Origin of the sequence: Agrobacterium tumefaciens str. B6 (genome assembly GCF_001541315.1) — a bacterium.
GTDB classification, from domain to species: domain Bacteria; phylum Pseudomonadota; class Alphaproteobacteria; order Rhizobiales; family Rhizobiaceae; genus Agrobacterium; species Agrobacterium radiobacter.
Map to the genome: position 1 here is coordinate 215,553 of NZ_LMVK01000050.1, position 12,566 is coordinate 228,118.

General features: G+C 57.6%; 10 protein-coding genes and 1 pseudogene. 5 read left to right on the plus strand and 6 right to left on the minus strand.

Annotation, left to right across the window (positions count from 1 at the left end):
* Positions 1 to 247 precede the first annotated feature (247 nt).
* The gene (locus tag ASB65_RS24865; RefSeq protein WP_060725698.1) at positions 248 to 1,663 is read right to left on the minus strand and encodes an MATE family efflux transporter; all 1,416 of its coding nucleotides are present in this window, start codon (positions 1,661 to 1,663) and stop codon (positions 248 to 250) included.
* Between the two features lie 165 nt (positions 1,664 to 1,828).
* On the opposite strand from ASB65_RS24865, the gene ASB65_RS24870 reads away from it, so the two are divergent.
* Positions 1,829 to 2,305, plus strand: a complete 477-nt coding sequence (locus tag ASB65_RS24870) for a MarR family winged helix-turn-helix transcriptional regulator (protein ID WP_080868649.1) — start codon at positions 1,829 to 1,831, stop codon at positions 2,303 to 2,305.
* A 50-nt stretch (positions 2,306 to 2,355) separates the two neighbouring features.
* Here ASB65_RS24870 and ASB65_RS24875 read toward each other — a convergent pair whose 3' ends face one another.
* The 4 genes from ASB65_RS24875 to ASB65_RS24890 all read right to left on the minus strand — a co-directional run bounded on the left by ASB65_RS24875 (position 2,356) and on the right by ASB65_RS24890 (position 5,720).
* Entirely contained in the window at positions 2,356 to 2,544 is a 189-nt protein-coding gene (locus ASB65_RS24875; RefSeq protein WP_060725700.1) for a hypothetical protein, read from the minus strand.
* Positions 2,545 to 2,609: 65 nt separating this feature from the next.
* A complete protein-coding gene (ftsZ, locus tag ASB65_RS24880; RefSeq protein WP_060725701.1) occupies positions 2,610 to 3,617 on the minus strand; it encodes a cell division protein FtsZ in 1,008 nt (335 codons plus the stop codon).
* Between the two features lie 52 nt (positions 3,618 to 3,669).
* Positions 3,670 to 4,965, minus strand: coding sequence for a beta-ketoacyl-ACP synthase II (fabF, locus tag ASB65_RS24885; RefSeq protein WP_081088468.1), 1,296 nt, complete (start codon positions 4,963 to 4,965; stop codon positions 3,670 to 3,672).
* 167 nt (positions 4,966 to 5,132) lie between these two features.
* The gene (locus ASB65_RS24890) at positions 5,133 to 5,720 is read right to left on the minus strand and encodes a TetR/AcrR family transcriptional regulator (RefSeq protein WP_060725703.1); all 588 of its coding nucleotides are present in this window, start codon (positions 5,718 to 5,720) and stop codon (positions 5,133 to 5,135) included.
* Between the two features lie 99 nt (positions 5,721 to 5,819).
* On the opposite strand from ASB65_RS24890, the gene ASB65_RS24895 reads away from it, so the two are divergent.
* The 4 genes from ASB65_RS24895 to ASB65_RS24910 all read left to right on the plus strand — a co-directional run bounded on the left by ASB65_RS24895 (position 5,820) and on the right by ASB65_RS24910 (position 11,810).
* Complete coding sequence (locus tag ASB65_RS24895; protein WP_060725704.1) at positions 5,820 to 6,929, plus strand: efflux RND transporter periplasmic adaptor subunit; 1,110 nt, start codon at positions 5,820 to 5,822, stop codon at positions 6,927 to 6,929.
* Entirely contained in the window at positions 6,929 to 10,042 is a 3,114-nt protein-coding gene (locus tag ASB65_RS24900; protein WP_060725705.1) for an efflux RND transporter permease subunit, read from the plus strand. Before ASB65_RS24895 ends, ASB65_RS24900 begins: the two co-directional genes overlap by 1 nt.
* 134 nt (positions 10,043 to 10,176) lie before the next feature.
* Entirely contained in the window at positions 10,177 to 10,764 is a 588-nt protein-coding gene (locus ASB65_RS24905; protein WP_060725706.1) for a glutathione S-transferase family protein, read from the plus strand.
* 233 nt (positions 10,765 to 10,997) lie between these two features.
* Positions 10,998 to 11,810: an oxidoreductase gene (locus ASB65_RS24910; protein ID WP_060725707.1), complete on the plus strand. Its 813-nt coding sequence runs from the start codon at positions 10,998 to 11,000 to the stop codon at positions 11,808 to 11,810.
* 28 nt (positions 11,811 to 11,838) lie between these two features.
* Here the strand turns inward: ASB65_RS24910 and ASB65_RS24915 are convergent.
* Positions 11,839 to 12,441, minus strand: a pseudogene (locus ASB65_RS24915) (IS630 family transposase); the annotation flags it as partial.
* Positions 12,442 to 12,566: the final 125 nt, after the last annotated feature.

Consider the following 12,566-nt stretch of genomic DNA (forward strand, 5'->3'; position numbering starts at 1 on the left):
TGCAACTCGTTCCAGAACAGTTTCGCGCTTATCGTGCGATCGTCTTTCTGAACTACAACTACATAACGGCTTGCCTGTCGCAGGCGGAGCAGTACAGGCAAGCTCGTTGACTGGGGTGGCACGTGTCGTCGACAGTTCATCGGCGGTGAAATTCCGTTTATCTTGATACGATTTTCGAAGCCAGCGGTGAGAACCAACCGGTTGAGGCCTGTGCGAAAGCGATCTTCTGGACGGGCACTCGACGTCTCTACCGGGCAGTTTGAACGCCCTGTTGCCTGCCAGGATGGAACATCCGGCGGGGGAGGACGGCGACGGCCGTTAATCCCCCGTATGCGGTGGCCGCCACCGCCAAGATCTGGAACAGGGAATTGAGGCTCGCCTCAAACCAGATCACCGAAGCCCACCCGACGAAAGCTGCCAGGATCATCCTTACTGTTCCGGCAAGAACCGGGAGAAGAACACGCTTCAGTCCCTGGCTCGCAAAATAAAGTGCCAGTCCCAATCCAACCGCACCATAGGCCGGTGCGACAATTTGCAGATACTGCGAGCCTAGCTGTTGCACGTCCGGGTCCGCCGTGAACAATCTCATCCAAAGCATGGGGAACAGAGTGGCGAGAATGCCGATGGTCTGTGTGATGCCAAAAGCAATGGCTGCTCCAACCCAGGCGACCCGGCGCGCGCGCTCAATCTGGCCCGCTCCGATATTAACCCCGACCATGGTGACTATAGCGGTTCCAAGACCGAAGATGATGGGAATTTGGAGATAATCAAGCCGCGATGCGATGCCGAACCCCGCAATGGCATCAGCGCCGAAGTGGCCGACGGATGCCGTTACGAAAGTAACCGTCAGATTGACCTGGATCGTGCCGACAGCGGAAGGCAGGCCGACACCCAGAATGTCCTTGAACAGTCGACCTTGCAGCGGAACAATTTTGAACTTTAGCGGGCTGCTAGACGAGCGCAGATAAAGGCCAAGCACCAGTGCCGCGATCAGATAGTAAATGAACACCGCAGCGCCTCCGCCTGCCACGCCGAGTTCCGGGAAGGGGCCCCAGCCGAAAATCAACGGCGGCGACAGGACGAGGAGAAGGACCGCGCCTGAGATGATGACGAGGGCAGGCACGTTCACGTTGCTTGCGCCCCGCAGGGCTGCCGAAAGCAAAGCCGTGATCCAGATCGGAATGGAGCCTGCAAATACAATTCCTGAATAGATGAGGGCGGCCCTTAGAGTTTCTCCTGTCCCTCCCATTGAGCGGTAGAGCAGAGGTCCAAAGAAGATTGCAGCGACTGAGAAAATGGCTCCGCATGCCGTACCCAAAACAATCGAATGCCAGACAATCCCATCCGCATCAGCGTGGCGGTTGGCACCCAGCGCTCGCGCCACAGCCGAGGAAACTCCGCCTCCAATCCCGCCATTCGACATCATTTGCATCAGCATCAGGACCGGAAAGACGAGGGTCACACCCGCTAAAGCCTCGGTCCCAAGGAAACTGATGAAGTAGGTTTCCGCGACCCCGACAAAGGTTTGGACCACGAGAACGACGACCGTGGGCAAGGCAAGCCGGAACAGCGTGGGTGTGATTGGTCCATAAAGAATTCCATGTGGTGTCTTCTGCCAAACTGTTGAGACATGAGAATTTTTGCTGTCAGGCATCTCAGCCATGGATGATCCTAAAAAGTTTTCCGAGGCTGCTCCGATCCCAAAGCCACGGGCTCGCGACCGGTTCACAGAATTTGAAAAAAGATTGTTTTTGAAATCTAAATTATATAGAGTTCAAACGCAATCTAAAAATATCTCATCTCAGCGTGAGACCGGAGCCCTTACCAGGTGTTCAAACCCCATGTTTCCGCTCAAGGATCGCTAAATGCTCAAATAGTGGAAAACCCGCTTGCCGGGGATCTATGCTTTGCCGTGCAGCGGACAAACCGCATCATTTCCCGCCAGGTCAACGATGCATTGTGTTCGATAGGACTAACCGCAGAGCAGATATTTCTTCTGGCAGCGATTGGCGAGGCAGGTTCCCCTCGCATATCGGAGGTTTCGCGTCTTCTTGGTCTTGACCATTCAACCGTCGTTTCAAATCTCAAACCCCTCGTGAGGAAGAACTGGGTAAGGATGTCCATGGATGTCGATGATCGCAGGGCGCGAAGACTTCTGCTCACCGCCAACGGGAGAGCGCGGCTTGGAATGGCATCTGAACGTCTTCAGGAACTTGAAGATGCGCTGGTGAAGAAGGTTGGCGGGGCGCAGAATACTCTTGGCCTGTGCCGGATGCTTGGCGAGTTATCAACAGCGTGCGCTTGACCTAGGCCGCGCGCAGCCGACACCGGCAACTGACTGCAAGGATACAGCCATCACCCTCTATTTTCGGAACCTTCTTCACGCACGACCTTTCCGCGGGTCTGAGCGCTTAATCCAGCCACTTCGGTCTCCAGCCGGGCCAGCCGTTTTTCCAGCGCGGCGAGGTAGTCCCCCTGCGGATCGTCGATACCCAGGACGGCATCTTCCCACGATCGCCATTTTTCTCGAAAACGCTTTAACATTTCAAATCTCCATGGCCATCAATTTTACAAATCGGCGCTTGCAGGCCCCACAGTATGAGCGAGCATCACGCCATTCGCTCCGAAAGGTGGATCACCTCTGCCGGTTGTCTCAATCCGGTGGCGACAACAGAGACTCTCAGCCGCCCCTCAAGCGCGTCATTGAATGTCGCGCCGACGACGATATTGGCGTCGTCATCGACTTCCTCGCGAACACATGTTGCAGCTTCGTCGACATCAAAAAGGGTCATGTCCGGTCCGCCGGAGATCGAGACGAGAAGGCCTTTCGCTCCCCTGACGGGTGCCTCATCGAACAGCGGATTGGCAATCGCTGCCTCGGCGGCATGTCGGGCGCGGGCGTCTCCCGTTGCCTCACCCGTGCCCATGACAGCACGGCCCATGTCATGCATGACTGACCTTACGTCGGCGAAGTCGAGATTGATCAATCCTTCCTTGACGATCAGATCGATGACGGAACTGACCCCGGCATGCAGCACATGATCTGCCATTTTGAATGCATCCGCGACGGTCGTCTTCGCATCGGCAACCCGGAACAGGTTCTGATTGGGGATGACGATCACCGTGTCTGCGCATTCGCTGAGACGCTCGATTCCCTGCCGCGCCGTTCGCATTCGCTGGGTACCTTCGAATGTGAAGGGCATCGTGACGACGCCGACCGTCAGTATGCCTGCCTTGCGCGCAGCATGGGCGATAACGGGTGCGGCACCTGTTCCCGTTCCACCTCCCATGCCCGCCGTCACGAAACACATGTGCGTTCCGTGGAGATGGTCCATGATCTCGCCGATCGACTCTTCGGCTGCCGCCTGTCCAATATCGGCCAATGATCCGGCGCCAAGCCCCTCTGTGACGGTCGGGCCAAGCTGGATAAGGCGTGGCGCTTTTGACATGGACAAAGCCTGGGCATCGGTGTTCGCAACGATAAACTCCGCGCCCTCGAGATCCTGCATGATCATGTTGTTGACAGCATTGCCGCCGCCACCGCCGACGCCGATGACGGCAATCCTTGGCTTGAGGAGCGTTATGCCGGGCGGTGAAACGACAGTCGTTGGTTGCATAGTGGGGAGCGTCCTGGTGGAGACTTTGTTCAAAGGGGACCACGCGCGGGGGTTAATCAGCTAATGGCGTACGATTGCCTCTCCTCGGCCAGCGTCGAAACACTGCGCTGGCATTGACGCCACCGAAGCCGAAGCCATTGGATATCGCATATTCAACATCGAGGGGTCGGGCATCGTTTGCGACAAAGTCGATGCCATTGGCCTCAAGGTCCGGTGAACTGAGATTCAAGGTCGGGGGCGCGATCTGGTGCTGGAGCGCCAGGATCGTAAAAATAGCCTCAAGGCCGCCGGCGGCCCCCAGCAGGTGTCCCGTCGCCGACTTCGTCCCGCTGACAGCGATCGACTTCTTTTGGCCGAACAGGCTCTTGATTGCTCTGAGCTCTCCGAGATCTCCAACCGGGGTCGAAGTCGCATGCGCGTTCAGATGGCCGATTTCGTGCGGCGCGATACCCGCCTGCGCGATGGCGATTTGCATTGCCCTGCGGGCGCCGCTTCCATCTTCCGGCCCGGAGGTAATATGATGGGCGTCGGCGGTCGTTCCATATCCAACGAGTTCTGCTATCGGCGTCGCACCACGAGCAAGGGCGTGGCTCAACGCTTCAATGACGAGGATGCCTGCGCCTTCGCCCATGACGAGGCCGTCACGCGCCGTATCGAAGGGGCGCGATGCTTTGCTGGGCGTGTCGTTGAAACCGGTGGAGAGCGATCTTGCTGCAGCGAAACCGCCGAGGCTGACGATGTTCATACAGGCTTCCGTTCCGCCGCAAACCGCAATGTCAGCTTCATTGGACCTGATGAGCCGTGCGGCATCGCCGATCGCCTGAACGCCTGCGGCACATGCCGTTACAGGCGCGCCAAGCGGACCTTTGAAGCCATGTCGGATGGAGACTTGTCCGGCGGCGAGATTGACAAGAAAGGATGGAATGGTGAAGGGCGAAAGGCGGCGGACGCCGCGTTGGTCGACGGTACGCACCGCCTCCGTTATCGCGGGAAAGCCACCGATGCCCGATGCGATGATTGTCGCCGTTCTCAGTTTTTCTTCTTCAGAAGCTGGCTTCCAGTTCGCCTGCGCCAGAGCCTCTTCCGCCGCTGCCAGCGCAAAGATGATGAAGCGGTCGACCTTACGTTGATCCTTCGAGGGCAGAGTCCTGTCAGGATCAAATCCTCCTTCAGGATCTTCAGCCCGGGAAGGGACCACGCCTCCGATTTTTGAAGGCAAATCCCCGACAATGTCATCACCCAGTCGCCGGATCCCGCTTTTGCCAGCCAGGAGCCGGGACCAGGAGATATCGACATTTGTACCAAGGGGGCTGACGGCCCCCATTCCTGTGACAACGACACGACGCATTTGCATTTCCACCTGTTTACGATCAAAAATTTGGCATGCCTTCGGCGTCCGACCGAATGACTGGTCGTGAACTTGGGACATGCGGTTCGCGCTATTCTCTTTTGATAGGCGTTCGGATTCGGCTGAACTCTGCCAGCTACCGGCGACGAATATCCAAAAACTGTCCGTTAGTCGCTGCCATCGCGGCCAGCAATGCGCCGGACCTCGCTCGCTGCCGCATCGAGTACGCTCGTCGACAGCAGTTCATCCTCGATAATCCTGGACAGCGTCACCGCACCGATCATCATCGACAATATTGCCATGGCCTTTCCGCTTCGAGCCCTATCGTCACCATCTCCGATGAGTTCTTCGAGCACCTGGAAATGCGCCCGGATACCATCCTCAAACGGGCGCCGAACTTCGGCAGTTTGACGCGCAGCGTCGGAGCCGAGAGCAACAAGCGGGCATCCTTCTGCCTTTTCGCCGCTATGGTCTTTGGAGAGGTAGAAGCTGATGATCGACTCCAGGGGATCTGACGTGTCTGCTGCGGCATCAGACCACCTCCTCGTGGCGCTCTCGAGAGCACGCCGTGATGCGAGCGCCGCAAGATCGTCTTTCGATGCGAACTGTTTGTAGAATCCACCCTGGGTGAGGCCTGCACCCTTCATCAGGTCTTTCAGACCGATCCCGTCGAACCCATGCTCTCGAAACAACCGGCTGGCGACGTTTATCACCCTCTCGCGGTTTTCCTCTGCCTGTACGCGGCTCACTCTCATGTGGGACCTCCAATTAGATTTCATTTGACATCTATATGTCTTTTAGAGTTAGAGTACAATCTAATATTTTTGAACTTGCCGTCAAGAAGGGGCGATGAAATGAAACGGAAACTTGTTGTCACTGCAGCAGCAGTGCTGGCGCTGGCCGCGGGCGGAGCCGCGGCACTGCTGCTTCCGGCGCAGGCGCCCGAGGCAAAGGCGGCCGACCCCCGGACCTTGGCGCCATTGGTCAATCTCGCGACGGCCAGGCTTCCTGGCAATTCGAGCAGCAGCTTCACCGGAACCGTTGGTGCCCGGGTCCAGAGCAATCTCGGCTTTCGCGTTCCCGGCAAGATCGTTGAACGTTTTGTCGATGTCGGGGAGCAGGTAAGCGCTGGGCAGCCACTGATGAGGCTTGACGAGACTGATCTTCGCCTTGCTCTGACCGCCAAGCGAAACGCCGTCATTGCGGCACAGGCGACGTTTGTCCAAGCGAAAGCCGATGAGAAACGCTTTGCCGTGCTGGTGAAGACCTCTGCTGCCTCGACGCAGCAATATGAACGATCGAAAGCCCTGCTGGATACGGCGACGGCACAGTTGGCCGCCGCTCAGGCCGACGCAGATGTCGCGGAAAACGAAGCAAAATATGCGGTTCTTGTCGCCGATGCAGATGGAACCATTGTCGAGACGCTCGGGGAGCCGGGCCAGGTGGTAACCGCCGGGCAGCCGGTTGTGCGGCTTGCGAAGTCTGGTCCGCGCGAAGCGATTGTCTGGCTTCCCGAAACCATGCGTCCTGCCATTGGAGCTCAGGCTTCCGCATCTGTCTATGGCAGAAACAATGCGGAAAAGGCCAGGCTTCGCCAGATCTCCGATTCTGCCGATCAGCAGACCCGCACCTATGAAACGCGCTGGGTGCTTGAAGGGGGCGCTGCAAATGCGCCCCTGGGGGCGACCGTCACCATCGAAATGGAGAACAGGGATGCGCAGAATCATGCCGAACTGCCGATAGGCGCGCTGTTGGATGACGGGACGCGGACAGGCGTCTGGGTGATCGATCAGCAATCGTCCCTCGTGAAGTTTCGTGATGTGAACGTGGAGCGGGTGAGCGAAGAGAATGTGGTCGTCACTAACGTCAAGCCGGGAGAAGAGGTCGTTGCGCTTGGCGCACATCTTCTCAAGGACGGAGCGCAAGTTCGCACCAGCGTTGGGACAAAAGAGGCGGCAAACTGATGAACCTCAATCTGTCCGCCCTTGCGGTTCGCGAACGCGCCGTTACGCTGTTCTTTATCGTCCTTCTGTCGCTTGCCGGCGTCTATGCCTTCGTCAAGCTGGGACGCGCTGAGGACCCCTCCTTTACCATCAAGACATTGACGGTTACGACTGTCTGGCCGGGTGCAACCGCACGCGAGATGCAGGATCTCGTTGCCGAGCCGCTGGAGAAGCGTATTCAGGAATTGGCCTGGTACGACCGGGTCGAGACAACGACGCGCCCCGGCTTTGCCTATCTTACCGTCACGCTCAAGGACAATACGCCGCCACACGCGGTCGCCGAAGAATTTTATCAGGCGCGTAAGAAGCTCGGCGATGAAGCCAGAAACCTGCCGCAGGGTGTTCTGGGACCATTCGTGAACGACGAATATTCCGACGTCAGCTTCGGCCTTTACGCTCTCAAGGCGAAGGGCATGCCGATGCGCGATCTCGTCCGGGAAGCCGAAAAGATCAGGCAGGACATGCTTCATGTTCCCGGCGTGAAGAAGATCAACATTCTCGGCGAACAGCCCGAGCAGATATTCGTAGAGTTCTCCTATGAGAAGCTCGCCACCCTCGGCATATCTTCTCAGGACATTGCCGCAGCTCTTCAACGGCGCAATACCGTTACGCCCGCTGGCTCGATAGATACCCAGGGTCCGCAGGTCTTCATTCGTCTCGACGGTGCCTATGACAGTATTCAGTCTATCGCTGATACGCCCATCGTCGCTTCCGGCCGTTCGTTGAAGCTTTCCGACATTGCTGAGGTACGCCGGGGTTATCAGGAGCCGGCAAGCTATGTCATCCGTCATGACGGCGAGCCGGCCATCATGCTCGGTGTTGTCATGCAGCAGGGGTGGAATGGCCTGGAGCTTGGCAAGGCTCTTGAGGAACGCTCCGGCCGGATCGCACAGTCGTTACCCCTTGGCATAACACTGACGAAGGTCAGCGATCAGGCCGTCAACATTGACGCGGCGGTGGGTGAATTCATGGTGAAGTTCGCCATGGCCCTCGGCGTGGTGCTCTTCGTCAGCCTCATTGCGCTCGGTTGGCGGGTGGGCATCGTCGTGGCTCTGGCCGTTCCGCTGACGCTCGCTGTCGTCTTTCTCATCATGCTCGAGACGGGGCGCTTCTTTGACCGCATCACGCTCGGTGCATTGATCCTGGCACTTGGCCTGCTTGTCGATGACGCAATCATCGCCATCGAGGTGATGGTCGTGAAAATGGAAGAGGGCATGGACCGCATCAAGGCGGCCGCCTATGCATGGAGCCACACCGCTGCACCCATGCTGTCGGGCACGCTTGTGACCATTATCGGCCTGATGCCGGTCGGTTTTGCCGCCTCTGCGGCGGGTGAATATGCGGGCAACATCTTCTGGATCGTCGGTTTCGCACTGATTGTGTCCTGGTTCGTGGCGGTGATCTTTACGCCCTATCTCGGCGTGAAGCTGTTGCCCGATATCAAGCCGGTGGAAGGCGGGCATCACGCGATTTACGATACGCCGAACTACAGACGCCTGCGCGGTGCGATCGAATTCACCGTCAAGCACAAATTCCTGACCTGCGCCATTGTCGGCGTCGTCATGGCGCTCTCGGTCGTCGGGATGGGTGCGGTGAAGCAGCAGTTCTTCCCGACATCGGATCGTCCCGAAGTGCTGGTGGAAGTGCGCATGCCTGAAGGCACAAGCATCGAAACCACGACAGCTACGGTCAAAAAACTTGAGGCCTGGTTGAAGCAGCAACCCGAAGCGAAGATAGCCACCAGCTACATCGGCCAGGGCGCCCCCCGCTTCTTCTTCGCCATGTCGCCCGAACTGCCCGATCCTGCCTTCGCGAAAATTGTTGTGCTGACATCTGACGCGCATGAGCGTGAGGTACTGAAACTGCGTCTGCGGGAAGCCATTGCGCAGGGGCTGGCGCCCGAGGCATTCGTCCGCGTGACGCAACTCGTCTTTGGCCCCTACACGCCATTCCCCGTCGAGTTTCGGATCAAAGGACCGGACGCCGAAGAACTGTACAAAATCTCCGAACAGGCCCTTGCCCTCATGAGCTCGGTACCTGACGTCAGAAATGCCAACCGTGATTGGGGTAGCCGCACACCCGTTGTCCGGTTCGTTCCTGATCAGGATCGCCTGAACCTCATAGGCATGTCGTCCGCCGAGGCTGCCCAGCAGATACAGCTCCTGCTGAGTGGTGTTCCCGTCACGCAAGTCCGTGAGAACATCCGAAACGTTCCTGTCGTGGCCAGAAGTGCGGGCGAAATCCGCCTCGATCCTGCCAGACTCGGGGACTTCTCGCTCGTGACGAGAGACGGTCGTGCGATCCCGCTCGATCAGATCGGCCACACGGAGGTGCGCTTCGAAGAGCCGATCCTCAAGCGTCGTGACAGAACGCCTGTGGTGACGGTCCGATCCGATATTAACGAGGCGACACAACCACCGGAGGTCTCGCAACAGGTGATGACCGCTCTTCAGCCACTCGTTGCATCTCTGCCTGCTGGCTACACAATCGAGATGGGCGGCAATATCGAGGAGTCCCTCAAGGCGAATACTGCTCTGGTGAAGGTGTTCCCACTGATGATCGCAGCGACCCTGATCGTCATCATCCTTCAGGTACGCAGCCTGTCGACGATGACGATGGTGATGCTGACAGCACCGCTCGGTCTTGCAGGCGTCGTGCCGACCCTGATCCTGTTCAACCAGCCTTTCGGGTTTAACGCGATCCTGGGTCTTATCGGCCTGGCGGGCATCCTCATGCGCAACACGTTGATCCTCACCGAGCAGATCAAGGAGAACAAGGCTGCGGGTCTGGACGACTATCATGCCGTGATTGAGGCTACGGTGCAGCGAACGAGGCCCGTCATCCTGACGGCGCTTGCCGCGGTCCTTGCCTTCATTCCCCTGACGCATTCGGTTTTCTGGGGTTCTATGGCCTACACGCTTATCGGCGGAACGGCGGTGGGCACGCTCATCATCCTGCTCTTCCTGCCGGCACTCTATGCTGCATGGTTCCGCGTCAAGCCGCCCAAGGCAGAAATGCATCCAACGGAGCACGGGAATATGGAAACAGCTCAACATTCGCTTGCTGCGGAATAGCCAACCCGCACCTCCGCAGCAGATGATGCTGCGGAGGGGTCATACTGCTTTGGCGAGAGTGGCGTGTGTTTTGTGTGCCCACAGGGCCGTTTCGGAAGCCCCCCGCTTCAATCCTGCCAATGAGGAGTCTTTACATGAACCCCGTCGTATCCATTTTCAAACATCCTCCGGACGGGGGTAGAGGATATCACCGGGATATGCGCGTCAGGTGGGCTCTCGAGGAAGTCGGCCAGCCTTACACTCTACGGCACCTGACTTTTTCCGAGATGCGCCGCTCCGAATATCTGGGAATGCAGCCGTTCGGCCAGATGCCGGTCTACCAGGAGGGCGATCTCATTCTTTTCGAATCCGGTGCTATTGTGCTTCACATAGCACAGCGTTTCGCCAGCCTCCTTCCCGATGAAGCGAATGCGCGCTCGCGTTCCATCATGTGGATGTTTGCAGCGGTTAATACGATCGAACCCTGTATCGCCTCCGGCAGCGTGGGTCATCTCAGTCAGCGGCTCCAGCAACTGGGCGATACGCTTGGAGGGAAAGAGTGGCTTGAGGGGGCTCAGTTCAGCGCCGGTGATCTCATGATGGTGAGCGTACTGCGGCCGCTCAAGCACTCTGATATTCTGCTGGATAGTCCTGGCTTGCAGGATTACGTTGAAAGAGGCGAGAAACGATCCGCGTTCCAGCGTGCGCTGGGCAATCCACCAGCGGACAGGCGAACGGCGTGACTTGACGGCATAAGCATCCGTCACACCTGTCACTCCTCAGGCAAGAACCGCCGCATTAATTCGACCGATGTTTCCTGCGTCGAGACGACTCACCCCAAGTGTCGTGTGGGCTGACTATCTGCCTCCTCAGTTTCTGCAAATACGTTTTATTTCGCTTGCAATCTAACGCAATTATAGATTACATATGAAATCTATATTGATTCCTAATCCAACGCTACTTTTGGAGAGCGTAGATGTCGACAGACAAGATTGTTGTAGTGACCGGAGCATCCTCCGGCATAGGGCAGGCCACCGTGAGGTTGCTGTCACAGAACGGGTTCACGGTGTTTGCAGGATCGCGCAATCCGGACAAAAGTGGATCGGTTCCCGGTGTCGAGTACGGACGTCTCGATGTGGACAACGACGAGTCGGTGAGGCAATTCGTCGATTGGGTTCTGTCCCGTTCAGGCCGGATTGATGTCGTGGTGAACAATGCAGGCGTCTCTCTTGTCGGGCCGGTCGAAAGCACGTCGAACGATGAGGCGAAGGCCCTTTTTGAAACCAATTTCTTTGGCCCACTGCGCATGATACGAGCGGTATTGCCCGCGATGCGGCAGCAGAACTCCGGTCTGATCGTCAACGTCAGTTCGGTCCTCGGCTTCCTCCCCGCACCTTATATGGGCCTTTATGCCAGCAGCAAGCATGCCCTGGAGGGACTGTCTGAAACGCTTGACCATGAAGTTCGGCAATTCAACATTCGCTCCGTCCTGGTCGAGCCAACGTTCACGAGGACAAGTCTCGATGTCAATGCGAAACAGACGGAGACGCGTATCGACGATTACGCTCACCAATTTGCCAAATCCAATGAAGCCGTTCTTTCCGCCATTAAGACGGCAAGCAGTCCGCAGACCGTTGCTGCCGAAATCATGGCAGCAATCACAGGTCCTCACAAAATGCGCAGACCGGTTGGAAAACAGGCCACGCTTCTGAGCCGCCTGAAGCGGTTTGTTCCAGCCAAGGCATTGGATAGCGGAATCAGGAAGACGTTTGGGCTCGCCCGATCGTAAGCATTCGCGGATCTAGAGCAGATCCTGTTTAATCTGGGTCATATCCTGCGGCCTTGAAGTAGTTGGCGCATTCTGCCGTCGTGAAGCGGGGCATCAAGGCGCCCACCGCATCCCACAAAGCATCGATCTTTCGCTCCGCGCGAGCCCGCAACATGGCTTTCAATTTCGAGAATGCGTTCTCAATGGGATTGAAGTCAGGACTGTAGGGCGGCAGGAACATGAGTTTAGCGCCGGCGCGCTCGATGGCATCGCACACACCGGCTGTTTTGTGTGCCGGCAGATTATCCATCACCACGATGACCCCGGTCTGAAGGGTTGGCAGCAACACCTGCTCGACATATGCCAGGAAGACATTGCCGTTCATCGCCCTATCATAGACGAAGGGGGCAGTCATGCCCGTGAGGCGTAGAGCGCCTGTAAATGTCGTTGTTTTCCAATGGCCATGCGGCACGCCTGCTCGACAACGCTCACCTCGAATGGCACGCCCTCGCAGGCGCGCCATTTTAGTCGACAGACCGGTCTCGTCTATAAAGATCAGCTTCTCCGGATCGAGATCGAGCTGGCCATCAAACCAGGCTCGCCGGCGCTTCAAGACATCCGGTCGATCCTGCTCCAATGTATGTGCGGACTTATGGGATGGCCCGCCCTTTCACCCAGCATCGAGTACAGTGCTGGCATTCGGAAAGCGAAAGGAACGAGCCAATGTCTATTGCTATTCTTGGAATTGATCTGGGCAAGAACTCCTGCAGCGTGGTC